Raw genomic sequence first — 23444 nt, forward strand, 5'->3', positions numbered from 1 at the left:
TCACGTACATCGCCACTCTCCACCCGCTTGTGGGAACTCACCCCGAGATTGAGAAAGCGAGCAGTACATGACTATTAGAGATTGCATAGAACGGTTCAGCTATCGCTCCGCAAACTCCTGTGGACAGCGAGGCGCCACCCGGCGAGGCGAACCTCGCGGCGCAAATGGATAGGAGACGTCAGGAAGCGTGAACGAACCCAGGCCCAGCGCCCGAAGGCGCTGTCGCGGTCGATTTAAAGGCTTGGGAGAAAATGGCGCGCCCGGAACGATTCGAACGTCCGACCCTCAGATTCGTAGTCTGATGCTCTATCCAGCTGAGCTACGGGCGCGCACTGCCTTGCGGCGAGGCGGGGGAGATAGCCCAGGCTTTCGGGGGACGCAAGCCCGGTTTGACGGATAATGTCGAAAAGTTTGGCGCACCGACGTTCGATCGGCGCTGAAGCCTTGTGCGGCTTGGGTTTTCGATCGGCAAATAAGACCGGCGCCAGATGATCTGGCGTGACAGCGCCGCTCTATTGGTGTCCATGGACGCTTCCGAGGGCGGCGGGCAGGCCGGCCCTTTTTATGTCGCCTGAGGATTCGTATGCGTCGTCTCGCAACCCTGCTCGCTCTTTCCTCCGCAATCTCCCTGAGCCTGGCCCCGATCGCCGCTTGCGCGGAGTCGATCCCGCTGGCGATGCCGACGCCGAAGCCGGTCGTGCAATCGACCACGGCCAAGGGCATGGTCGCCGCCGCCAATCCGCTGGCGGTCGAGGCGGGCCTGCGGGTGCTGCGCGACGGCGGCAGCGCCGTGGACGCGGCCGTGGCCATCCAGGCGGTGCTGGGCCTGGTGGAGCCGCAGAGCTCGGGCCTGGGCGGCGGTGCGTTCCTGGTGTTCTACGACGCCAAGACCGGCAAGGTGACGGCCTATGACGGCCGCGAGAAAGCCCCCGCCGGCGCCTCGCCGGACATGTTCCTGGGTCCGGACGGCAAGCCCCTGCCCTTCGTGAAGGCGCTGCTGTCGGGTCGCTCGTCGGGCGTGCCGGGCGCGGTGGCCATGCTGTCCCTGGCCCAGAAGGAACACGGCAAGGCTGCCTGGAACACCCTGTTCAAGGACGCCGAGAAACTGGCCGACGACGGCTTTGTCGTCAGCCCGCGCCTGGCCGGCATGATCGTCAGCCGCGCGCCCCAGGCCAGCCAGCCGGACGCGGTGAAGTACTTCACCAAGCCGGACGGGACCCGCTACCAGGCCGGCGACGTGCTGAAGAACCCGGCCTATGCCGAAACGGTGCGCAAGATCGCCGCCGAGGGCCCCGCCGCCCTGCTGGACGGTCCGCTGGCCCAGGCCATCGTCGACCGCCTGCACGAGGGCGACCTGCCCAGCAGCATCACCCTGCAAGACCTCAAGGCTTACCAGCCGCGCTCGGCCCCGGCCCTGTGCCGGCCGTGGAAGGTCTACAGCGTCTGCGTGCCCAACCCGCAATCGTCGGGCCTGGCGGTGATCCAGGCGCTGCAGATGCTTGAGCACACCGACATCGGCAAGCGCGGCCCGACCGATCCGGTGGCCTGGACCCTGCTGGCCCAGGCCGAGCGGGTCATGTACGCCGACCGCGACCGTTATGTCGGCGATCCCTCGTTCGTGACCGTGCCGGTGGACGGCCTGCTGGACCCGAAATATGTCGCCGAGCGCGCCAAGCTGATAACGCCGACGGCCGGCGAGGCTCCGCCGTTCGGCCACCCCAAGGGCGCGCCCAAGGTCGGGATCGACATGACCAAGGAGCCGGGCGGCACCACGCACCTGGTGGTGGTCGACACCGCCGGCAACGTCGTGTCGATGACCACCACGGTCGAGAGCGTGTTCGGCAACGGCCGGATGGTCGGCGGCTTCTTCCTGAACAACCAGCTGACCGACTTCTCGTTCTCGCCCAAGGAGAAGGATGGCGCGCCGGCCGCCAACGCCATCGCGCCGGGCAAGCGGCCGCGCTCGTCGATGGCCCCGCTGATCGTGCTGGACAAGAAGGGCAAGCTGGTCGCGGCCCTGGGCTCGCCGGGCGGCAACGCCATCCTGTCCTATAACCTCAAGGCCATGGTCGGGCTGTTCTACTGGGGCCTGAACATGCAGCAGGCCGTGTCGCTGCCGAACGTGGTGGCGCGCGGCGACAGCTTCTCTGGCGACGCTGATCTGTTCGGACCGGAGATGCTGGCGGCGCTGAATGCGCGCGGCGTCAACGTCAAGGTCGGCCAGCTGGAGACCTCGGGCCTGCACGGCGTGATCGTGCGTCCGAACGGCGTGCTGGAAGGCGGCGCGGATCCGCGTCGCGAGGGCGTCGCCAAGGGCCTGTAAGAGGCCTCAGGTGTGGGCCTGGTGCTCTTCCAGGCCCGCCTCGACCTCGGCGCGGGAGAAGACCTCTTCCTGGCCGTCCAGCAGCAGCTCCGCGTCAGAGGCCTCCTGCACCGCGACCATGGCCGCCACGCGACGCAAGGCGGTCGGGGCGTCGGGCGCCTCGACGGTGATCTCGTGGATCGGCGCAAGGCTCGGAGACGCGCCCAGCTTCACAGCGATGGTCCAGGTCGTCGTCATCGCACGTCCTCCTAGGTCGCCGAAGCGTCGGCGGCCTTGTCATCCGGTTCCGGCAGTGGATCGGGAACGCCGGCCAGGGTCAGGTCGAACACCGAACCGCCAGGCCCCGTCTCGACCAGCGCCAGATCCCCGCCGTGACCTTGAGCCAGCTCGCGGGCGATGGCCAGGCCCAGGCCCGTGCCGCCACGGCGCACCGAGCCGACGAAGGGCTGAAACAGGTTGGCGCGAGCGCGCTCGGGCACGCCGGGGCCGTCGTCCGACAGGCGCAGGATGCTCGAGCCTTCGGCGCGGCGCAGCTCGACGAAGACCTTGCCCTTGCCGCCCCGGTCCGGCGCGCCCTCGATGGCCTCGCGGGCGTTGCGGAAGAGGTTTGTGAGAATCCGGTGCAACTGGTCGGGGTCGGCCAGCACCTGCTCGCGCGGGCCGATCACGGTCTCCAGGCCCACGCCCTGGGCGGTGAGGCCGGCGTCCTCGGCGGCCATCTCCAAGGCCGGGCGCAGCGGAATGATCCGGGTGACCGGCTCGGGCTCCTTGGACTTGCCATAGGCCATGACGTCCGAGGCCAGGGTGATGGCGCGGTCCAGGGCCCGCTCCAGACGCGGCAGGGCCTGGGCCACCTTGGGATCGCCCAGGGCGGCCAGGCGGTCGGAGGCCATCTGGGCGCTGGTCAGCATGTTGCGCAGGTCGTGATTGATCTTGGCCACCGCCTCGCCCAAGGCCGCCAGGCGGGCCTTGGACGCCAGGGCGGCCAGCAGGTCGGCCTGCATGCGATCCAGTTCTGCCTCGGCGCGGCCGATCTCGTCGCGGCGCTTGGAGACGGCGATGCGCGCCTCGGGGTCCCCGGGATCGCCGCGGAAGGCTTCCATGGCGCGGGTGATGCGCTGCATGGGCCGCACGAGGAAGATGTTCAGGAAGGCGTAGACGAACAGACCCGCCAGGGCGGCGATGAAGATCGTCACGCCGGCCAGGCGCCAGAAATATTCGACCAGCGCGGCCTTCAGCGGCGCGTCGGGCACCACCACCTCGACGAACTCGGCCTTGCGGAAGCGCGGCTCGGCCATCACCCGGACCATGCTGCCCTTGGGGCTGGTCAGGGTGAAGAACGGCGCGGCCAGCCACGAGCCGGGGTTCTGGCGACGCAGGTCCACAAGGTAGGGCGTCTTGAACGGCTCCTTGGGCGGCAGGACGAGGCGTCGTGCGCCCTCGGCCTGGACGGCGACGGTGACGGCCCCGGCCTGGTCGAACATCTGGTTGGCGACGGCGTCGCTGACCCGAAGCTCGGGATCGGACTCGGCGATGGTCGAGGCCAGTTCGCCGGCCCTCACGCGGTCCAGCAGCCACTGCTCCTCATAGGCCGCCAGGGTCGGCGGCACGATCAGCAGGCCGCCCAAGGCCACGACAATGGCGGTGAACAGCAGCAGGCGCGCCGACAGGCCGCCGGGCCACGGAAAACGCTTCCGGGGCGGGGCGGTCTCAGTTTCCGACGGCGAAACCGTTTCGACCATCCGAGGCGGCTACTTCTCGTCCAACGGCGCGTCTGCGCCTCGCTTGCGCCAATGGCGCCACAACGGCGGCAGAAAGGCCAGAACGCCCATGCCGATGATGGGAAGATAAATGCGTGGCGAGAAGAGGGTCTCCAACGTCACAGGCCCTCCATGCGCGAAGAGATGACCAAGTCCCGCGCCAATGCCGGCATAGACGAACGAACTCGGGATCATGCCCAGGACAGAGGCCAGGATGAAGGTGCGGACCGGAATGTTGGCCACGCCCGCCGCGACATTGACCGCCAGCAGCGGAAAGGCCGGAATCAGGCGCAGGGTCAGCAGATAGTTGAAGGCGTCCGCGCGCAGCCCCTCGGCCATGCGGGCCAGGAAGGCGTCGGGCTTGCGGCGCAGCATGTCGCCAAAGGCGGTGCGGAAGACGAGATAGGTGACGGTCGAGCCGCCGGTCGCGCCGCTGACCGCCAGGGCTCCGCCCAGGGGGCCGAACAGGAAGCCGCTGGTCAAAGACAGGATCAGGGCGCCCGGCAGCGAGACCGCCACCGAGCAGACGTAGATCGCCAGATAGATCGCCGCGCACAGCACGGGCTTCTCGCTGGCGAAGGCCTGCAGCTCGGTTCCGCGCAGGCGCAGCTCCTCCAGCGACAGGTGGCCGGCCAAACCGCTGAAGAAGGCGACCACGGACAGGATCACGATGACCGCGAGCGGCCCGAAACGGCGCAGCAGAGTCAGCGCCCGTTCCCGTGTCATGGGGCGCCGACCGCGTCCTCGACCGCCGTGAAGCCGTCGGCGCGCAGGCGAGCGGCCAGGTCGCGCTTGATGCGGGTGACCAAGCCCGGCCCGCCATAGACCAGGGCCGAATAGAGCTGCACGGCCCGCGCGCCGGCCCGGATCTTGGCATAGGCGTCGGCGCCGCTGGCGATGCCGCCGGCGCCGATCAGGGCCACGCGGCCGGCCGCGGCGGCGTGGAAGCGCTTGACCACCTCGGTGGAGGCGGCCAGCAGCGGCGCGCCCGACAGGCCGCCGCTCTCGCCGGCGAAGGCCGACTTCAGGGTGTCGGGGCGGGCGATGGTGGTGTTGCTGACGATGATGGCGTCCAGGCCCGCGCCGACCACGGCCTCGACAATGGCCTCGACCTCGCCGTCCTCCAGATCGGGCGCGACCTTCAGGAAGATCGGATAGTCCGCGCCCGACGAGACCTTCAGCGCCTCGCGCGTCTCCGACAGGCGGCCCAGCAGCTCCTCCAGCGCCGCCTTGGTCTGCAGGGCGCGCAGGCCCGGCGTGTTGGGCGAGGAGATGTTGGCCGTAAAGTAGTCCGACAGGCCCCATAGGCGGGTCAGGCCGGTGACGTAGTCCTGGATGCGGTCGGTCGCGTCCTTGTTGGCGCCGATGTTCGCGCCCACGACGCCGCCCTTGCTTTTACGGGCCAACAGGCTGCGAGCGAACGGCTCGAGGCCGCCGTTGTTGAAGCCCATGCGGTTGATCACCGCCTGGTCCTCGGTCAGGCGGAACAGGCGCGGGCGCGGATTGCCGGCCTGGGCCAGGGGCGTGACGGTGCCCGCCTCCACGAAGCCGAAGCCGGCGGCCAGCATGGCGTCCGGAACCTCGGCGTTCTTGTCGAAGCCGGCGGCCAGGCCCACGCAATTGGGCAACTCAAGGCCCGCCAGGTTCACCGCCAGGATCGGATCGTCAGGCCCACCCTCGCGCGGACCCAGGCCCCACTTCAGGCCCCGGATGGCCCAGCCGTGCGCGTCCTCGGGATCGAAGACGTGCAGCGCGCGGGCGGCGATATCGTGGAAGCTCATGCGAGATGGTCGCCCAACTGCGGCACGCCGTCGGCGTCCAGATGCAAATCGGCCTCGGTCACCACTTCACTGATCAGCAGCGGGCGGAAGAGGTGCGGGAACAGGGCCCCGCCGCGTGAGGCCTCCCACTTCAGCGCGTCGCCTAGGGACTCGGCCTCGACGCCCAGCAGAACGAGGTCGGATCGCCCCTTGAAATAAAGCGAGGCGGTCGTCTGGGCCTGGTCGGCGCCGGACAGGTGGATGAAGCCGTCCTGGTGATCGACGGCCGAGCCTTCGAACCGGCCGACCGCCTTGGCGGCGTCCCACTCGGCGCGGGACAGGATCTTGTAGATCAGGGTCATTCGCCGCCAGCTCCGCCGTGTTCGCTCGCGAAGAGCACGTGTTCCAGGACCGGCGGACCACCGCTCCCCCAGTTGAAAACCACGACGGTCGAGGTCGGAAACCGGCTGCGTAGTTTGTTGGTCTGGATTGGCGACGCACCGCCCGTCAGGGCCAGGCGCAGGGCCATTTCGTGCATGCCCGGATTGTGGCCGATCACCATCACCGTACCGACCGCGTCGCCGTGATCCTCCAGCGCCTGGACGATCTCTTCGGGGTCGGCGTGATAGAGGTCACGCAGATGCTCGACCTTCGCCGTCGGGAAGCTCGTGGCCACCTGCTCGGCGGTCTCGCGCGTGCGGCGGGCCGACGAGACCAGCAGCAGTTCGGGCGCATAGGCCAGCCCCGCCAGCACCTGGCCCATTCGCGCGGCATCCTCGCGCCCGCTGGGCGCCAGGGCGCGCTCGAAGTCGCCGCCGGTCTGGGCGTGCCGCTCGGCCTTGCCGTGGCGCATCAGGATCAGTCGCTCCATGGGTCCTCCATAGCCGTCCGTCGCCTCGGCAGGAAGCGCGCGGTTGACACCTTCTGCGTCTAGCGGTCCAAGGCGACATGACTGCGCTCGATCTGGTCACGCCCGCTGCGGGAGGAACTTGGCGGTTTCCCGCCGACGAACCGCTGCGGCTCGATTCGGGCGCGGTGCTGGACGGCCTGGAGATCGGCTACCAGACCTACGGCCAGCTGAACGTCGACAAGTCCAACGCCGTCCTGATCTGCCACGCCCTGACCGGCGACCAGCATGTCGCCTCGGCCCATCCGGTGACCGGCAAGCCCGGCTGGTGGACCCGGTTGATCGGCCCCGGCAAGCCGCTGGATCCGGCGCGCCACTTCATTATCTGCTCGAACGTCATCGGCGGCTGCATGGGTTCGACAGGCCCGGCCTCGATCAATCCCGCCACCGGCAAGCCCTATGGCCTGACCTTCCCAGTCATCACCATCGGCGACATGGTCCGCGCCCAGGCGATGCTGGTCAAAGCCCTGGGGGTCGAGACCCTGTTCGCGGTCATCGGCGGCTCGATGGGCGGCATGCAGGCCCAGCAGTGGGCGGTGGAGTATCCCGAGCGGGTGTTCAGCATCGTGGTGCTGGCCTCGGCCTCGCGGCACTCGGCCCAGAACATCGCCTTCCACGAGGTGGGGCGCCAGGCGATCATGGCCGATCCCGACTGGCGCGGCGGAGCCTATGCCGACCACGGCGTGCGCCCGGAAAAGGGCCTGGCCGTCGCCCGGATGGCCGCCCACATCACCTATCTGTCCGAACCGGCCTTGCAGCGGAAGTTCGGCCGCGAGCTGAAGCGCGACGGCCTGTCCTGGGGCTTCGACGCCGACTTCCAGGTCGAGAGTTATCTGCGCCATCAGGGGGCCAGCTTCGTCGACCGGTTCGACGCCAACAGCTATCTCTACATCACCCGCGCCACCGACTATTTCGACATCGCCGCCGGCCACGGCGGGGTGCTGGCCAAGGCCTTCACCGCCGCCCGTGACGTGCGATTCTGCGTGCTCAGCTTCACCAGCGACTGGCTGTATCCCACCGCCGAGAGCCGCCACCTGGTGCGCGCCCTGACCGCCGCGGGAGCACGCGCCGCCTTCGCCGAGATCGAAAGCGACAAGGGCCACGACGCCTTCCTGCTGGACGAACCGGTGATGGACGCGGCCCTGGCCGGTTTCCTAAGCTCGGCCGAACGCGACCGGGGGCTGATTTGACCGATATCGCTATCCGTGAGGACTTCCGCGAGATCCTGCGCCTGGTGCGCCCCGGCTCGCGCGTGCTGGACGTCGGCTGCGGCGAAGGCGCGCTGCTGGACCTGCTGACCCAAGAGAAGCAGGTCGACGGTCGGGGGCTGGAGATCAGCGCGTCGGGCGTGGCGGCCTGCATGGCGCGTGGCCTGTCGGTGGTGCAGGGCGACGCCGACCAGGACCTGGACCATTTCCCCGACCGCTCGTTCGACTACGCCGTGCTGTCCCAGACCCTGCAGGCCACCCGCAACCCGCGCCATGTGCTCGACGAGCTGCTGCGCATTGCCGACCGGGCCATCGTCTCGTTCCCGAACTTCGGCCACTGGCGGGTGCGCTGGTCGCTCTTGAGCCGAGGCCGGATGCCAGAGACCAAGGCCCTGCCGATGCCCTGGTGGTCGACGCCGAACATCCACCTGTGCACACTCGCTGACTTCATGGCCCTGACGGAGGACCTGAACCTGCGGGTCGACGCCAGCGCCGCCTTTGCCGGCCAAGGCGCGGCGCGGCCGATGAACCCGGTCAGCGCCGTCGAGAACTGGCGCACCGAGACCTGCCTCTTCATGCTCAGCCGCAACGGCGCGGCCCCTTCTAGGGAACCTCCGCCGGTCTCGGGCGATCTCTTCGACGGATGAAGACGCTTCGTCTCATGACCTACAATGTCCACCGTTGCGTGGGCACCGACCGCAAGCTCGACGTCGAGCGTGTGGCGGAGGTGATCGCGGCCGAAAAGCCCGACGTCGTCGCCCTGCAGGAGCTGGACGTCCTGCGCGCCCGGACCAAGGGCGTCGACCAGGCCCATCGCCTGGCTGAACTTCTGAAGATGAGCTTCCACTTCCATCCGGCCATGACGGTCGAGGAGGAGCTCTATGGCGACGCCATCCTGACCGCCCTGCCCGAGCGCCGGATCAAGGCCAAGGGTCTGCCGCTCTATCGCCGCGTGCCGGGCCTGGAGCCGCGCGGCGCCCTGTGGGTCGAGGTCGAGGTCGGCGGGACCAAGGTCCAGATCATCAACACGCACCTGGGCCTGGTGCCTCAGGAGCAGAAGCGCCAGGCCGCCGCCCTCTTGGGTCCCGACTGGATGGGCGACGACAAGTGGCTGGCCCCTGGCGTGGTGCTGGGCGATTTCAACGCCACGCCCTATTCGGCCACCTATCGGATGCTGCGGACCGCCTTGCGCGACGCCCAGGCGCCGACGCCGACCTGGCCGCGCCCGGCGACGGCGACCTTCCCGTCCAGCTTCCCGTTCATGCGCATCGACCACGTGTTCCTGACCAAGGGCCTGGAGACGCGCGGCGTCAGCTCGCCCTATACGGCCCTGGCCCGCGTGGCCTCCGACCACCTGCCGCTGGTGGTCGAGCTGGAGATCACTTCTGAAGGTGGTCCGGCGGCATCGGCGGCGGCTGGGTAAGCCGTTCGATATCGCGCTTCATTCGCTTGCGCCGCCCCCAGGGTCGCCAGGCGTCGTCCGGCGCGATGGCGTCGCCCAGGCTCCAGTCGGCGATGAACTGCTGAACCCCGGTCAGCGTGCGCGTCGGCACGGGCTGTAGCCGCCGCGGCGGACCGCCTCGCACGTCCAGCGCGTTGATGGCGGCGGCGAGACCTCCTTCCCGCTCCATCACGTCCAGCACGGTCTCGGTGTCACGGTCGATGAAGTGGCCGACCAGCCTTCCTAAGAAGGCGCGCACCGTCTCGCGCTCCAGGTCTGACTTGGCCTCGAAGGCCAGGTCGCACTCGCTGTCCAGGCCGATCGAGCGGTTGTTGAGGTTGGCGCTGCCGATCCGCAGCATCCAGTCGTCCATGATCGCCACCTTGGAGTGGACGATGATCGGCGCGCCCTTGGGCGTATGGGCCGAGAAGGCCGAGAAGCGCTTGTGGACGTCGCATTCGCGCAGGCGGTTGATCGCCGCCGTGCGGGCGCTGTCCATGGTCATCTGGTCGAAATAGCTGGGACTGCGGGCCGGGCCGATGGTCACCACCTCGGGACCGTCCGGCTCGGCCAGGCGCTCGGCCAGGGCTTCGACGATGATCGGCGAGGTCAGGTACTGGTTCTCCAGATAGATCAGCCGCCGCGCCCGCCGGATCGCCGACAGGTGCAGCAGCATGCACTCGGTGACCTCGGGCCGCCCCTGCCAGGCCGCGGAGGTGCGAGCGATGGCGACCGGCATGCGGCGCAGGTCGGGAAACAGGTTCTCGGGCCAGGGCGTCTCGTCCGGGCGCTCGGGGTGTTCGATGTGGTCGCCGCCCGAACACTTCCAGCGGTCCATGAAGAGATCGGCCATCGCCTCGCCCGCCCGGCCGTCGACCAGCATCGAGACCTCGTGGCGGGCCGGATAGTGGCGGCCGGTGGGCAGGCGGCGCAGCGGGTTGTTGTCCAGGTGCCGGCAGTCGTCCCAGCGATCGACGCCGATGTCGCCGCCGCTGATCAGGGCCGTGACGCCGTCGATGATCACCGCCTTCTGGTGATGGCAGGCGCTGGCCGGCAGGGTGGCGTCCAGGCGGTACTTTACCCGCGAGCCGGCGAAGAAGGCCGCGCCGCGATGCGGGCCGAACAGCTGCGAGGCGGCGATCGGGAACGGCATGTCCCAGGTCAGCACCCGCACGTCCAACGCCGGGTTCAGCGCCGCCTGCCGCCGCAGGATCAGCCCAATGCGGTCGGCGTGGGTGGGATCACGGCTCTTGCGAACCCGGTCAGGATCCAGGCGCGTCAGCGGGTCGAACACCCAGGCCAGGATCCAGATCGACTTGCGCGCCGACAGGATCAACGGCTTCAGCGCGTCGAACGTCTCGTCGTTATCGATGAACAGGGCCACGCGATCGGCGGGCTCGACCCGCCAGCAGTTGTATCCCGGTTGGAAGACGGAAGAACCCGGATCCATGTCGCCCCGAACGTCGTGAACTTCCACAACGCGCGGATGCGGCTATGGCTCCGCTTGTTTAACCTGCGATGGCGGCCGCGTCGCGTTCGCCGGTGCGGATGCGCAGGGCCTGTTCCAGATCCATGACGAAGACCTTGCCGTCGCCGATCTTGCCGGTGTTGGCCGTGCGCTGCAGGGCCTCGATGACCGGCTCGAGCACGTCGGTCGGCACGGCGATCTCGAGTTTCACCTTGGGCAGCAGCTTCACCTCGTATTCGGCGCCGCGATAGACCTCGGTCTTGCCCTTCTGCCGGCCATAGCCGCGAACCTCGGTGACCGTCAGCCCCGACGCCCCCGCCTCGGTGACCGCTTCGAGCACCGCGTCCAGGCGGCTCGGCTTAATCACGGCGACGATCATCTTCATGGCGTGGCTCCCGGGAGCGAACGGTTGTTACGACTCCAAGCTAGGCGTCCGAACGCTTCGCTCCAAGTAAGATCAGACTTCACTAGGGCCTGGCGCCTGATGAACAGGCGCCGGACGCCCTTCAGTGTGGCGCGCGGGTGTCGGTCCGGCCGGACTAGGCAGCAGGACGCCGGGCGCGAAGACCCTCGCCCGCGCCCGATGGCCGCGCGGCTTGACCGCGAAGGTCTGCTTGATCGCCTCCATCAGGATCACGCCGGCGAACCGCGGCCACAGGCGCGCGCCCACCTGCTCGAACCCCTCCGCCCATCCGGACATGGCCCCGAACGGCGGGACATACAAGGCGCGGGTCCAGCCGGCCGGTTCCAGGCCCGCCTCGCGGATCAGGCTTTCCAGCTGACTGCGGCTGTACGGGCGTCCATGGCCGAACGGCGTGGTTTCAGCCCCGGTCCAGACGCCGTCGCGCGACGAGGCGGCCACGATCAGCCGACCCGTGGGCGCCATGACCCGGCCGATCTCGGCCAGCAGGGCGGCCGGGTCGTCGGCCTCCTCCAGGGCGTGGACGGCCAGGACGCGGTCGAACATGGCGTTGGGCAGCGGCAGGGCGGTCTCTTCGACCAGGCAGGCCTGGTTGCGGCCGCCGTTCGGCCAGACCTCGACGCCCTGTTGGGCGGGCATGGCGGCGACCACGCGGCGGGCCCGAGCGCGGGCGGCGTCCAGGAACGGGGTGGCGTAGCCGACCCCCAGCACGTCCAGATCGCGGGTGTCGCCCCAGGCCTCCTCGACCTTGCGGGTGAGCATGGTCCGCGCCGCGCGCCCCAGGGGGGCGGCGTAGAAGGCTCTCAAGTCCAGCACGTCGCGGCGCATTGAGTCTCCCAGGATCCGAGGCCATCCTTGTATTCGCGCCGGCTTCGGCGCGATAGAGCAAGCGCGCCATGCCCCTGACCGTTCACCAGTTTCCGTGCCTGTCCGACAACTACGGCTTCCTGATCCGCGATGAGGCGACCGGCAAGGTCGCGACCATCGACACGCCGGACGCCGCGGCGATCCAGGCCGAGCTCGACAAGCTGGGCTGGAGCCTCGACTTGATCCTCAACACCCACTGGCACCCCGACCACGCCGGCGGCAACGAGGCCCTGAAAAAGGCCACAGGCGCGACCATTGCCGGTCCGGCCGAGGTGACCCGCATCGCGCCGCTGGATCGGATCTTGCGCGGCGGCGACACGATCGCGCTGGGCGAGACGAAGTTCGACGTCATCGACAGCGGCGGCCACACCCTGGGTCACATCGCCTTTCACGATGCGGCGGACAGCATCGCTTTCGTCGGCGACACCCTGTTCGCCCTGGGCTGTGGCCGGCTGTTCGAAGGCACGGCCGAGCAGATGTGGGAGTCGCTGGGCCGCGTCGCCGGCCTGCCGGACGAGACCATCGTCTACTGCGCCCACGAATACACCGCCTCGAACGCGCGCTTCGCCCTGTCGGTCGACGACCACCCGGCACTGAAGGCCCGCGCTGACCAGATTTTCGCCGCCCGCGAGCGCGGCGAACCGACGGTGCCGACCACCATCGCGGCCGAGAAGGCCACCAATCCGTTCCTGCGCGCCCCGTTGCTGCGACCTGACGCCGCCTCGCCGGCCCAGGCCTTCGCCGAGATCCGCGCCGCCAAGGACAGCTTCAAGGGATGACGAGTAGCGTGACTGAGAAGGCCATCTCCGGCGACCTGGGCGCCAAGGAAATCATCCGGATGCTGGACCTCGCGCCGCACCCGGAAGGCGGCTGGTACAAGCGGACCTTCGAAGACGAGGCCGGCCCCGACGGCCGCGCCAAATCGACCTGCATCTATTTCCTGCTGGAGGCCGAGCAGGTGTCGGTCTGGCATCGGGTCGACGCGGTCGAGACCTGGCACTGGTATGCTGGCGCGCCGATCTCGATCAGCCTGTCGCCGCCCGACGCCAAGGGCGTCACGGCCTATGTGCTGGGTCCGGACCTTCGCGCCGGCTGCCGGCCTCAGGTCGTCGTGCCCAAGGACTGGTGGCAGACCGCCGTCAGCCTGGGGGCCTGGACCCTGGTCGGCTGCACCGTCGCGCCGGGCTTCCGTTTCGAAGGTTTCGAGATGGCGGCCCCCGACTGGAGCCCTTCGAAAGGGTGAGCGGCCGCCGGACCCCCTCTCCCTCCGCCCCCGCGTCAACCTGTCGCGGGTCCCCAAACAGGGTCCCCATAGTGGGTAACTTGGTCGCATGGCGTCGTTCTGTGAGCCATGCAATCCTTTTCTGGTCGCGCTATAGCGCCGGCCCAGGGGAACCAAGTAACAGATGTCCGAAGAGTACATGAACGCTCGCGCGGCCACCCGCTACGCGACGGATTACATCCTGCGCTGGGTAGAAATCGCCAATGAGGTCCACGGGTCCGACCTCCTGTACGCTCTGGTTTTCACCACCCTGTGGGCGGGCAACTGCTCGCACATCCGGGGCGGCGTCTACTCGGAAGTCGACGACATACCGCCCGATCACGAGCGCCGTCCGTTGACCGTGCGCCAGGTCGCCGACTCGCTGGGCCTGCCCTACGAGACCGTGCGTCGCCGTTTCGTCGAGATGCTGGAGAAGGGCATGGCGCAACGCGTCGGCCGCGAGGGCTTCATCGTCCCGCAGTCGGCCTTGGCCCGTCCTGAAGTCGTGCAGGGCCTCAAGCGCTCGCATGTCAGCCTGACCCGCTTCCTCAAGGAACTGAAGACGATCGGCGTCGAGGCGGCCTAAAGCGCCCCTCGTGCCCGCCGCCGACCGCGCCCTGCGGGGCCTTGCCTGGCTGATGTTCCTGGTCACGGCCATGACGACCAACGTCGTGGGCGTGCTGATCCCGGAAGTCGCCAGGGCGTACGGCCTGAGCCTGACAGAGGCTGGCGGTCTGCAGTACGCCACCATGGCCGGCATCGCCCTGGCCGGCCTGTTCCTGGGCGGCATGGCCGACCGGCGCGGTCACCGGACCACGGTACTGCTGGGTCTGGCCCTGTTCGCCCTGGCCAGCGTCCTCATCGCCTTCAACCGGGCGCTTGCGCCGCTGCTCGTTCTGCTGTTCGCCAGCGGCCTGGCCATCGGCGTCTTCAAGACGGGCGCGATCGCCCTGATCGGCGACCTCGTCCGCACGCCGGACCAACACGCCCGCGAGATGAACATCGTCGAGGGTTTCTTCGCCCTCGGCGCCATCGCCGGTCCGCCGATCGTGGCGCGGCTGTTGGCGGACGGCCTGCCATGGACGGCGCTCTATGGCCTGGCCGGCGCGCTGACCCTTGGCCTGCTGCTGGTGGCCCTGCTCGTCCGTTTCCCCGCCGCCCGGCCATCGATCGAGCCCGAGCGCCCAGACATGATCGCCACCCTGGCCATCGCCCGCGACCGCCGCGCCGTGGGCTACGCGGCCTGTATCTTCCTCTATGTCGGCGTCGAGACGGCCGTGTACGTCTGGATGCCCGCTCTGCTGGCGGCCGAGGGGGCCAAGACCTTGCTGCCAGGCGCCTGGGCGCTGTCGACCTTCTTCGTGCTGCGCGCTATCGGACGCTTCGCCGGCGCCTGGACCTTGGAGCGGCTGGGCTGGGCCCAGACCCTGGCGGTCTGCGGCGTCGCGGTGCTGGCCTGCTTCACCGGCGGCCTGGCCGGAGGACATCAGGCGGCGGCGACCCTGCTGCCGCTGTCGGGCCTGTTCATGTCGGTGCTCTATCCGACCCTGAACTCGCGAGCGATCAGCGGCTTTCCGCCCGAGCGGCACGGGGCGGCGGCGGGCTTCATCCTGTTCGTGACGTGCTTGTCGGCCGTCCTGTCGCCGCTGGCGATCGGCGCGGTGAGCGACATGTTCGGCGGTCCGCGCGCGGGCTTCGTGCTGGCGACCGGCATGGCGCTGGCCCTGGCCGGCGCCATGCTCTTCAACGCCGCGAAAAGTCGCGTCTAGACGCTGGAGCCGCGCACCACCAGCTCGACCGGAGCCAGGGTCGAGCGTGCGTCCTCCCCCGCCATGCGGCGGAATAGAAGGTCGACCATCGCCCGCGCCCCGAACGCCAGGTCCTGGCGCACGGTGGTCAGGGGCGGGTTGCTATGACGGGCCAGGACGATGTCGTCGAAGCCGACCACGCCAACGTCGCCCGGGACGGTCTTACCGGCCTCGTGCAGCGCCCCGACGGCGGCCAGGGCGACGACGTCCGAGAAGGCGAAGATCCCGTCGAATGGCACGCCGGTCGCCAGCAAGGCCGTCGCGGCCTCCTGCGCTTCTTCCATGGTGTAGGGCGTCGGGACGACCAGGGCCGGATCGAACGGCAGGCCAGCCTCGGCCAGGCCCTGCTTGTAGCCATCGAACCGCTGCGCGGCCTCGGGCGCGTCAATCGCGCCGAAGAAGGCGATGCGTTTGCGGCCGCCGGCGGCCAGGTGTGCGACGGCCAGCCGGCCGCCCTCGACATTGTCGCTGCCCACCGCGCAGTATCGCTGGCCCGGCAGCTGGGCGCCCCACACCACCATCGGCTTGTAGCTATCGGCCACGGCGTTCAGGGCGTCGTGCTGGGTGCTCTGGCCGATCAGGACGAGGCCATCGGCGCGGTGCGACTGGATGATGCGATCCAGCCAGCCGGCCTCGGTGACGATCACCTTGTTCAGCAGGACGGAGTAGTTGCGGCGGGTGATCTCGTCGGCCAGGCGCCCCAGCATCTCCAGGAAGAACGGGTCCGAGATCAGCTGCCCGGTCTCGTGGGCCAGCGGGATGACCACGCCGATGGTGTCGGTCTTGCGCAAGCGCAGCGAGCGGGCCGACTGGTTGACGACATAGCCGTGGGTCTGGGCGATCTCGACGATCTGGTCGCGCAGGGTCTTGGGGATCAGCGGATTGCCGGCCAGGGCGCGCGACACCGTCGAGATCGACACGCCCGCCATGCGAGCGATGTCGGCCATCTTCAGGCGGCCACGTTCGGGCGCCTCGGCGATGTCGGGGCTATCCATGGGGAGACAATAGAACCTTGCGTACGCGCGAAAAGCCTCGCTGGCGTCGCATTACGCGCGGTTGTGCGCGGACAGCGGCGCCAGGAGGCCGTGAACAGCGAACACCGCTATCTCGAGGCCGGTAAACGACGACTGAGCGCTTATGGTTACGCTTGCAAGATTTGCAAAGCGATACGCTTCTCGCGGGAGTGCGTCCGGGCGGCGAACCGCTCACACTTCGCCTTACGCACTCTGGCAGCGGTTGATCAGCGGTTGATCACCTTGATGATCCGCTTTGAGGACGGGCGCCCCGCCACGCCCTGGTTAGGCGAATAAGTGATGGTCAGCGAACCGTCCTTGAGGCTGGCGGCGGGCTTGTGGCCCTCGGCCAGCAGCACCCGGGCGATGCGCGAGATCAGCGAGCGGTCGCCCTTGCGGACCATGCGCTCGAAGGCCTCGGCCACGACGGTGGCGGAATCCGCGGCCAGCACCGAGGTCTCTGGCCGCACGTCCTCGACGGTCGAGAACTCGATGTCGCGCTGGGCCGCGCGACTGGCGCGGGCGGTGGCGATGCGCACCCGCTGGACGAAGACGCTGAACGACAGGATCGACGGCGGCTGGATCGAGGTGGCCCGGCCCGACAGGGCGGCCGCCGCGCCCATCGGAGCGTCGTCGGTGAACAGGATGACGCCGCCCAGCTTGGTCACCCGCAGCACGGGCTCGCCCAGGTCGTTGCGATAGATGACGTCGCCCCGCGAGGCGGCTTGCGGCGACAGCACCCAGACCTCGGCGCTGTTGTCGAACTTCATCAGGGGGCGCGGCGCGGCCTGGTCGAAGATGAAGCCGCCGCCGGCTTCCGAGACGTAGCGGGCCACGGGCGGAGCTGCGACTCGGCGGGCCTCGGCCGGGCCCTTGTGGCCGAGCAGGGCGTCCCGCAGCGAGTGCGGCAGCTGCTGGGCGTTCGCGGACGCCGCCATGACCATCAGAGCCGCGATGGTCAGGGACGCACGCGCGCCCCAATCGCCAAGCTCCGCCTTACAAAATTTCATGCGATCCGTACTGCCCGCCGACTGGGGCGAATCTTGGACGCGTTAACGTCCAAACCCCGAAGCCACGCGCATGAGGCCAAACTGCAACAGCAGGCGTCAAGTCCAGGCTTCGGGGAAGGTCGTCAGAACCTCATCAGGCCATGTACTGGCCGCCGTTCAGGCTGAGGGTCGCGCCGGTCACGAAACCAGCCCGCTCGCCCGCCAGGAACGAGACCATGTCGGCGATCTCCTCGCCCTTGCCCAGGCGGCCGACCGGAATGCCGGCGATGATCTGGGCCAGGACGTTTTCCGGCACCGCCGCCACCATTTCGGTGTCGATATAGCCGGGGCAGATCACGTTGACCGTCACGCCCTTCTTGGCGTTCTCGAGCGCGAGAGCCTTGGTGAAGCCGATCAGGCCCGCCTTGGCGGCCGAATAGTTGGTCTGGCCCATCTGGCCCTTCTGGCCGTTGATCGAGCTGATGTTGACGATGCGGCCCCAGCCACGATCGCGCATGCCCTCGATCACCGGGCGGGTCATGTTGAAGGCGCTGTCCATGTTGACCCGGATCACGTCCGACCACTGCTCGTAGGTCATCTTGTGCAGCATGCCGTCGCGGGTGATGCCGGCGTTGTTGACTAAGATGTCGATCGGACCCAGCTCGGCCTCGACCTTCTTCACGGCCGCCTGGCAGTCCTCGAAGTGGCCGACATTGCCCTTCACGACCATCACGCCCAGTTCCTTGGCGCAGGCGGCGGCCGCTTCTTCATTGCCGGAATAGCCCGCCGCCACCTTGTGGCCGTCGGCGATCAACCGTTCACAGATGGCCCGACCGATCCCGCGGGTGCCGCCGGTCACGAACGCAACTCTCGTCATCTGATCTCTCCCGATCGCGATTTTTCTTATGGTTCACGTGATCCGCGCGCCCCAGCAAGAGGAAGCGCGCGGCCACGGCTAAGGTTGCGCGACGTTTTTGTTTCAGAGCGCCTCGACACACATGGCGACGCCCATGCCGCCGCCGACGCACAGGGTGGCCAGGCCCTTCTTGCCGCCCGAGCGCTTCAGCTCGTGCACCAGGGTGGTCAGGATCCGCGCGCCCGAAGCGCCGATCGGGTGGCCGATGGCGATGGCGCCGCCGTTCACATTGACCTTGGCCGGGTCGAGGCCCAGCTCACGGACCACGCACAGCGACTGGGCGGCGAAGGCTTCGTTGCTCTCGACGAGATCCAGGTCGCCGATCGACCAGCCGGCCTTTTCCAGCGCCTTCTTCGAGGCCGGGATCGGACCGGTGCCCATGATCTCGGGCTCGACGCCGGCATTGGCCCACGAGGCGATGCGGGCCAGGGGCTTGAGGCCCCGCTTGGCGGCTTCGTCGGCGCTCATCAGCACCAGGGCGGCGGCGCCGTCATTGAGGCCCGAGGCGTTGGCGGCGGTGACCGAGCCTTCCTTGTTGAACACGGGTTTCAGGCCCTGAACGCTTTCCAGCGTCGCGCCGTGGCGGATGAACTCGTCCTTGTCGACGACGGTGTCGCCCTTGCGGCCCTTGATGGTGACCGGGACGATCTCGTCGTCGAACTTGCCGCCCTTCTGCGCGGCTTCCGCCTTGTTCTGCGAGGCGACGGCGAACTTGTCCTGGTCTTCGCGGGTGATCTGCCAGCGGCTGGCGATGTTCTCGGCCGTCTGGCCCATGTGGTAGCCATGGAAGGCGTCCCACAGGCCGTCCTTGATCATGGTGTCGACGAACGACAGGTCGCCCATCTTCTGGCCGCCGCGCAGGTTCTGGGCGTGCGGCGCCTGGCTCATGCTCTCCTGGCCGCCGGCGACGACGATCTTGGCCGAGCCGTCGGCGATCTGTTGAGCGCCCAGCGCCACGGCGCGCAGGCCCGAGCCGCACAGCTGGTTCAGGCTCCAGGCCGGGCTCTCGACCGGCACGCCGGCCTTGACGGAGGCCTGGCGGGCCGGACCCTGGCCGGCGGCGGCCTGCAGCACCTGGCCCAGGATCACCTCGTCGACGTCGGCGGGCGCGATGCCGGCGCGGGAGACGGCCGCCTCGATGGCGATCTTGCCCAGATCGGAGGCGGGCAGGCTGGCGAGCGCCCCGTTGAACGAGCCGACCGGGGTGCGGGCGGCGGAGACGATGACGATGTCGCTCATTGGATAGCTCCCGTGACGTTCTGACGTGACGCCTTCGCGGTTGCGGCGCCACCATTTTTGCAGTGCAGCACCAAAAAGCACATTCGGACCGCGTTCGTCACGGGCACATTTTCACGCCTTCGCGACAGCTCCAAGTCATCAGACCACTGGCGCCATGCCTTTGCATCCGCGATAGTGCGATGCGAAAGAGGATGTAACCTCTGGCTGGATCATCGAGATGATCCAGGTTCTTTACAAAAACGCGTTTTCTGACGACGAACCGGTACCCACTTCGTCTGAAAACGCTCCTAGGGAACGAAATGTCCGAGAACCCGGAAAAAGGCGAAGCGACCACCAGCGCCGAAAAGTCGGCCGGCCAGCGCGTGATCATCAAGAAATACGCCAACCGTCGCCTCTACAACACGGCGTCCTCGTCCTACGTGACCCTCGAACACCTGTCGGACATGGTGAAAGAGGGCGTCGACTTCGTGGTCTATGACGCCAAGTCCAACGACGACATCACCCGTTCGGTCCTGACCCAGATCATCTTCGAAGAGGAAAACCGCGGCGGCGGCCAGAACCTGCTGCCGATCCAGTTCCTGCGCCAGCTGATCGGCTTCTACGGCAACTCGATGCAGGCCTTCCTGCCCTCGTACTTGGAGATGTCGCTGGAGAGCTTCGCCAAGCAGCAGGAGCGCCTGCGCGGCCAGCTGTCGACCATGGCCCCGGGCAAGATGCCGGGCATGGGCGTCTACGAGGAACAGATCCGCCAGAACATGGCCCTGTTCGACCGGGCCATGAAGATGTTCTCGCCGTTCGCCTATGTTCGTCCCGAGGACGCCGGCGCCGCCCCGGCCGAAGCCGCTCCGGCGCCTGCCGCCGCCCCGGCCAGCGACGACAGCCTGGCCGAGCTGAAGCGCCAGATGGAAGCGATGCAGGAGCAGCTCGCCAAGCTCGCCAACAAGTCCTAACCGGCGTCTTAACCAAGACGGTCCAGGCGATCTTAACCGTCTCGGCTCTACGAATTCGGGTATGAACGGCCCGATCGATCCTCTTCGACGCCCAGGTCCCGCACGCCGCGCCTTGCCGGCGCCGCGCGACGACCGACGTCCCGAGGACGAGCAAGAGGCCGTCTTCGTCGTGGAGGAAGACGCCCCCCCACCGCGCCAGGACCCACCGCGCCGCGAAGGCTTCGCCGCTTTCGCCGCCCATGTCATGGGCCAGTCGGGTCAAAAGCGCGGCCTGCGCGGTGGGCAGGAAGTGCTCGATGCGGCCAGATCGACCTATCTCGGGACGGAATATTCCGGCCCCGCCGATCGCCGTCCCCAGACGGGCCTGCTGAAGAAGACCAACATCTAGCGGCCCTCCGGGTCCCGAAACGGGAACCGCCGGGCTGGCGCGGAACTTGCTTGGACGTTGACGATATCAACGCCGCGAGCCCGCCATGCTGTCCGTCGCCATCCGCATCTTCGACGTCGCCGTCGTGGCTCTGATCTTCACGGCGCTGACCTAGGGCCTAAACTAAAACCCGTTTCCCCGGCGAAAGCCGGGGCCCAGATTCATCCTGGGCATCTTGGGATGACGCGCCAAGTCTCGGCGCAAAACGTTATGCACTCCGGGTTCGATCTGGGCCCCGGCTTTCGCCGGGGAGATCGGACGGGGTGATATAGGCTAAGCGCTCTCCAGCAGCATCATCGTCCCCTGCCCGCCATCGGCGCAGATGCTGACGATGGCGCGTTCGCCCTTGGGACGGGCGGCCAGCTCCTTCACCGCCTGGCTCAGGATCCGCGCCCCGGTGGCCCCGAACGGGTGACCCAGCGCCAGCGACCCGCCGTATGGGTTCATGCGATCGCGCGGGAATTCCCCCATCGGCGCGGAGACACCCGCCTTCTCACTCAGGAACTTGGCGCTCTCCCAGGCCGCGATGTGCGACAGCACCTGGGCGGCGAAGGCCTCGTGGATCTCCCACAGGCCGACATCGGCATAGGTCATGCCGTTGCGGGCCAGCATGCGCGGCACGCCATAGGCCGGCGCCATCAGCAGCCCCTCGTGGCGCAGGTCGATCGAGGTGACCTCGTAGTCGACGATCTTCACCTTGGCCGTCTCGCCCGGCAGGCGGGCCATGCCGGCCTCCGAGCCGACCCAGATCGCCGCCGCCCCATCGGTCAGGGGCGAGGAATTGCCGGCCGTCAACGTGCCCTTGCCGCTGGTCTTGTCGAAGGCCGGCCCCAGCTTGGCCAGCTTCTCCAGGGTCGAGTCCTTGCGCGGGATGGTGTCGCGCTTGGCGCCGCCGATCTCGATGACCAGGTCGTCGAAGAAACCCTGTTCCCAGCCCTTCACCGCGCCCTGGTGGCTGGCGAAGGCGATGGCGTCCTGGTCGGCGCGCGACAGGCCCCATTCCTTGGCGGTGATCTCGGTGTGCTCGCCCATCGACAGGCCCGTGACCCGGTTGGCGACCTTGGGGATGAAGAGCTTGACGTCCTTCAGGTTCAGCGCGCCCAGGGCCTGCAGGCGCTGACCGCCGGTCTTGGCGCCCTGGAACTTGCGGATCCAGTCCGAGAGGGCGACCGACAGGCCGATCTGCACGCGGCTCATGCTCTCGACGCCACCGACCAGGGCCAGGTCGCGGCCGCGCCCGTCGACCATGCCGGCCGCCTCGATCGCGCCGATCATGCTGGTCGAGCAGGCCATGATCGTCGAGAAGGCCGGAATGGTGGGATCGCCGCCAGCGTCCAGCAGCACTTCGCGGGCGATGTTGCTCCAGGTCAGGTTCGGGATGACCGTGCCCCAGACCGCGAAGTCGGGCTTGGCGCCTTTGGCGAGCATGGCCTTCACGACCGGCACGGACAGCTCGATCGCGTCGTACGAAGCCAGCGGCCCGTCGACCTTGGCGAACGGGGTGCGGACGCCTTGGGCGATCCAGACATTCGAGGCGAACTTGGTGGCGGGCATGGCGAACTCCGGAAGGGCGGAAACCTTGACCTATATGGGGTCGCCCCCGGCTTCTTGTCGAATTTCGCCATGACTTGTCGCAAGTTTCGGCTCCGGACCGCCCCTTAGGCGCGGCGCCCTATTTGCGCACGGCGGCCTAGCGGCTTAATCCGACGGCATGAGCACCGATCAAGACCTCGACACTCTCGACCTCGACGCCAAGAAGGCCCGCGCCCAGGCGTGGTTCGAAAGCCTGCGCGACCAGATCTGCGCCGCCTTCGAACAGCTGGAAGACGAGGCCCCGGCCGATCTCTATCCCGGCGCGCCCGGCCGCTTCGAGAAGAAGCCCTGGGACCGTCCGGCCGGCGGCGGCGGCGTCATGGGCATGATGCACGGGCGCCTGTTCGAGAAGGTCGGCGTCCACGTCTCGACGGTGCACGGGACCTTCACCCCCGAAATGGCCAAGACCATCCCCGGCGCGGCCGAGGATCCCCGCTTCCACGCCACCGGCATCAGCCTGATCGCGCACATGACCAATCCGCGCGTGCCGGCCGTGCACATGAACACCCGCTTCATCGCCACGACCAAGAGCTGGTTCGGCGGCGGCGGCGACCTGACGCCCCTGCTCGGCTACCAGCGCCAGCAGGACTTCCCCGACGCCATCGACTTCCACGCCGCCTATCAGCGGGCCTGCGACAAGTACGACCCGGACTGGTACGCCAAGTACAAGGCCTGGTGTGACGAGTACTTCTTCCTGCCCCACCGCAACGAACCGCGCGGCATCGGCGGCATCTTCTACGACCACCACGACAGCGGCGACTGGGCCCGCGACTTCGCGTTCACGCAGGACGTGGGCAAGGCGTTCCTCGAGATCTATCCCGAGCTGGTCCGCCGCCGCATGGGCGAGGCCTGGACGGCCGACGAGCGCGAGCAGCAGCTGGTCCAGCGCGGCCGGTATGTCGAGTTCAACCTGCTCTACGATCGCGGCACGATGTTCGGCCTGAAGACCGGCGGTAATGTCGAGTCGATCCTCAGCTCGATGCCGCCGACGGTGAAGTGGCCGTAGGATAGGTCTTGCTCCTTTGATGGCGGCGCTGGCCCCTCCACCGGCTTCGCCGGTCCCCCTCCCCCAGACGGGGGAGGAGAGAGGTCT

Annotated in this window: 26 protein-coding genes and 1 tRNA gene; 12 read left to right on the forward strand and 15 right to left on the reverse strand. The window is 68.4% G+C overall.

Going from position 1 to position 23444, the window contains the following annotated elements:
* Positions 1-252: 252 nt before the first annotated feature.
* Positions 253-329 (reverse strand) — tRNA-Arg (locus J7528_RS22890).
* Positions 330-583: 254 nt separating this feature from the next.
* Here J7528_RS22890 and ggt point away from each other — a divergent pair.
* A complete protein-coding gene (gene ggt / locus J7528_RS22895; protein WP_291879438.1) occupies positions 584-2323 on the forward strand; it encodes a gamma-glutamyltransferase in 1740 nt (579 codons plus the stop codon).
* Between the two features lie 6 nt (positions 2324-2329).
* Here ggt and J7528_RS22900 read toward each other — a convergent pair whose 3' ends face one another.
* Genes J7528_RS22900 through J7528_RS22925 form a run of 6 tightly spaced genes read right to left on the reverse strand, consistent with a single transcriptional unit; the run spans position 2330 to position 6714 of the window.
* Positions 2330-2560 (reverse strand): hypothetical protein, encoded by a 231-nt coding sequence (locus J7528_RS22900; RefSeq protein WP_291879440.1) that lies wholly within the window; start codon positions 2558-2560, stop codon positions 2330-2332.
* 11 nt (positions 2561-2571) lie between these two features.
* Complete coding sequence (locus J7528_RS22905) at positions 2572-4065, reverse strand: HAMP domain-containing sensor histidine kinase (RefSeq protein ID WP_291879442.1); 1494 nt, start codon at positions 4063-4065, stop codon at positions 2572-2574.
* 9 nt (positions 4066-4074) lie between these two features.
* Entirely contained in the window at positions 4075-4809 is a 735-nt protein-coding gene (locus J7528_RS22910; protein WP_291879445.1) for a TVP38/TMEM64 family protein, read from the reverse strand.
* Entirely contained in the window at positions 4806-5864 is a 1059-nt protein-coding gene (locus J7528_RS22915) for a quinone-dependent dihydroorotate dehydrogenase (protein WP_291879448.1), read from the reverse strand. Before J7528_RS22915 ends, J7528_RS22910 begins: the two co-directional genes overlap by 4 nt.
* The gene (locus J7528_RS22920; RefSeq protein WP_291879451.1) at positions 5861-6205 is read right to left on the reverse strand and encodes a DUF952 domain-containing protein; all 345 of its coding nucleotides are present in this window, start codon (positions 6203-6205) and stop codon (positions 5861-5863) included. Before J7528_RS22920 ends, J7528_RS22915 begins: the two co-directional genes overlap by 4 nt.
* On the reverse strand, positions 6202-6714 hold the full coding sequence (locus J7528_RS22925; protein WP_291879454.1) for a histidine phosphatase family protein: 513 nt from the start codon (positions 6712-6714) through the stop codon (positions 6202-6204). Before J7528_RS22925 ends, J7528_RS22920 begins: the two co-directional genes overlap by 4 nt.
* 77 nt (positions 6715-6791) lie before the next feature.
* On the opposite strand from J7528_RS22925, the gene J7528_RS22930 reads away from it, so the two are divergent.
* The 3 genes from J7528_RS22930 to J7528_RS22940 are packed head-to-tail and all read left to right on the forward strand — an operon-like array spanning position 6792 to position 9381.
* A complete protein-coding gene (locus tag J7528_RS22930; protein WP_291879457.1) occupies positions 6792-7940 on the forward strand; it encodes a homoserine O-acetyltransferase in 1149 nt (382 codons plus the stop codon).
* A 5-nt stretch (positions 7941-7945) separates the two neighbouring features.
* Entirely contained in the window at positions 7946-8605 is a 660-nt protein-coding gene (gene metW, locus J7528_RS22935; RefSeq protein ID WP_291879496.1) for a methionine biosynthesis protein MetW, read from the forward strand.
* Positions 8602-9381, forward strand: a complete 780-nt coding sequence (locus tag J7528_RS22940) for an endonuclease/exonuclease/phosphatase family protein (protein ID WP_291879460.1) — start codon at positions 8602-8604, stop codon at positions 9379-9381. The genes metW and J7528_RS22940 overlap by 4 nt, the downstream gene beginning before the upstream one ends.
* On the opposite strand, the gene J7528_RS22945 is transcribed toward J7528_RS22940, so the two are convergent.
* The 3 genes from J7528_RS22945 to J7528_RS22955 all read right to left on the reverse strand — a co-directional run bounded on the left by J7528_RS22945 (position 9338) and on the right by J7528_RS22955 (position 12116).
* Positions 9338-10849 carry a phospholipase D-like domain-containing protein gene (locus J7528_RS22945; RefSeq protein ID WP_291879463.1) on the reverse strand — a complete coding sequence of 504 codons (1512 nt, stop codon included), beginning with the start codon at positions 10847-10849 and terminating at the stop codon, positions 9338-9340. The two genes, J7528_RS22940 and J7528_RS22945, sit on opposite strands and share 44 nt — an antisense overlap.
* Positions 10850-10907: 58 nt before the next feature.
* Positions 10908-11252 (reverse strand): P-II family nitrogen regulator, encoded by a 345-nt coding sequence (locus J7528_RS22950; RefSeq protein ID WP_010918409.1) that lies wholly within the window; start codon positions 11250-11252, stop codon positions 10908-10910.
* A gap of 72 nt (positions 11253-11324) precedes the next feature.
* Positions 11325-12116 (reverse strand): methyltransferase domain-containing protein, encoded by a 792-nt coding sequence (locus J7528_RS22955; protein WP_291879473.1) that lies wholly within the window; start codon positions 12114-12116, stop codon positions 11325-11327.
* Positions 12117-12184: 68 nt separating this feature from the next.
* On the opposite strand from J7528_RS22955, the gene gloB reads away from it, so the two are divergent.
* The 4 genes from gloB to J7528_RS22975 all read left to right on the forward strand — a co-directional run bounded on the left by gloB (position 12185) and on the right by J7528_RS22975 (position 15185).
* On the forward strand, positions 12185-12934 hold the full coding sequence (gene gloB / locus J7528_RS22960; RefSeq protein WP_291879475.1) for a hydroxyacylglutathione hydrolase: 750 nt from the start codon (positions 12185-12187) through the stop codon (positions 12932-12934).
* Positions 12931-13398 (forward strand): cupin domain-containing protein, encoded by a 468-nt coding sequence (locus J7528_RS22965; RefSeq protein ID WP_291879476.1) that lies wholly within the window; start codon positions 12931-12933, stop codon positions 13396-13398. Before gloB ends, J7528_RS22965 begins: the two co-directional genes overlap by 4 nt.
* Positions 13399-13561: 163 nt before the next feature.
* Positions 13562-14002: a hypothetical protein gene (locus tag J7528_RS22970; RefSeq protein WP_291879479.1), complete on the forward strand. Its 441-nt coding sequence runs from the start codon at positions 13562-13564 to the stop codon at positions 14000-14002.
* Positions 14003-14012: 10 nt separating this feature from the next.
* Positions 14013-15185 carry an MFS transporter gene (locus J7528_RS22975; RefSeq protein WP_291879481.1) on the forward strand — a complete coding sequence of 391 codons (1173 nt, stop codon included), beginning with the start codon at positions 14013-14015 and terminating at the stop codon, positions 15183-15185.
* Here J7528_RS22975 and J7528_RS22980 read toward each other — a convergent pair.
* From J7528_RS22980 to J7528_RS22995, 4 genes are all read right to left on the reverse strand, one after another.
* Positions 15182-16171 carry a LacI family DNA-binding transcriptional regulator gene (locus tag J7528_RS22980; protein WP_291879498.1) on the reverse strand — a complete coding sequence of 330 codons (990 nt, stop codon included), beginning with the start codon at positions 16169-16171 and terminating at the stop codon, positions 15182-15184. The genes J7528_RS22975 and J7528_RS22980 overlap by 4 nt on opposite strands.
* 293 nt (positions 16172-16464) lie before the next feature.
* Positions 16465-17247 carry a DUF4908 domain-containing protein gene (locus J7528_RS22985; RefSeq protein WP_291879482.1) on the reverse strand — a complete coding sequence of 261 codons (783 nt, stop codon included), beginning with the start codon at positions 17245-17247 and terminating at the stop codon, positions 16465-16467.
* A 133-nt stretch (positions 17248-17380) separates the two neighbouring features.
* On the reverse strand, positions 17381-18103 hold the full coding sequence (locus J7528_RS22990; RefSeq protein WP_291879485.1) for a beta-ketoacyl-ACP reductase: 723 nt from the start codon (positions 18101-18103) through the stop codon (positions 17381-17383).
* 102 nt (positions 18104-18205) lie between these two features.
* Entirely contained in the window at positions 18206-19381 is a 1176-nt protein-coding gene (locus J7528_RS22995; RefSeq protein ID WP_291879487.1) for an acetyl-CoA C-acetyltransferase, read from the reverse strand.
* Positions 19382-19680: 299 nt separating this feature from the next.
* Here J7528_RS22995 and phaR point away from each other — a divergent pair, with 299 nt between their 5' ends.
* From phaR to J7528_RS23010, 3 genes are all read left to right on the forward strand, one after another.
* Complete coding sequence (gene phaR / locus J7528_RS23000; RefSeq protein ID WP_291879489.1) at positions 19681-20331, forward strand: polyhydroxyalkanoate synthesis repressor PhaR; 651 nt, start codon at positions 19681-19683, stop codon at positions 20329-20331.
* 61 nt (positions 20332-20392) lie between these two features.
* Entirely contained in the window at positions 20393-20719 is a 327-nt protein-coding gene (locus J7528_RS23005) for a hypothetical protein (protein ID WP_291879491.1), read from the forward strand.
* 88 nt (positions 20720-20807) lie between these two features.
* Positions 20808-20873: a hypothetical protein gene (locus J7528_RS23010; RefSeq protein ID WP_125155815.1), complete on the forward strand. Its 66-nt coding sequence runs from the start codon at positions 20808-20810 to the stop codon at positions 20871-20873.
* Between the two features lie 158 nt (positions 20874-21031).
* Here the strand turns inward: J7528_RS23010 and J7528_RS23015 are convergent, their stop codons facing one another.
* Positions 21032-22312 (reverse strand): acetyl-CoA C-acyltransferase, encoded by a 1281-nt coding sequence (locus tag J7528_RS23015; protein WP_291879492.1) that lies wholly within the window; start codon positions 22310-22312, stop codon positions 21032-21034.
* A gap of 157 nt (positions 22313-22469) precedes the next feature.
* Here J7528_RS23015 and hemF point away from each other — a divergent pair, with 157 nt between their 5' ends.
* Positions 22470-23357, forward strand: a complete 888-nt coding sequence (hemF, locus tag J7528_RS23020) for an oxygen-dependent coproporphyrinogen oxidase (protein WP_291879494.1) — start codon at positions 22470-22472, stop codon at positions 23355-23357.
* The last annotated feature ends 87 nt before the right edge of the window (positions 23358-23444 follow it).

The organism is Caulobacter sp., from assembly GCF_017744445.1.
GTDB lineage: Bacteria > Pseudomonadota > Alphaproteobacteria > Caulobacterales > Caulobacteraceae > Caulobacter.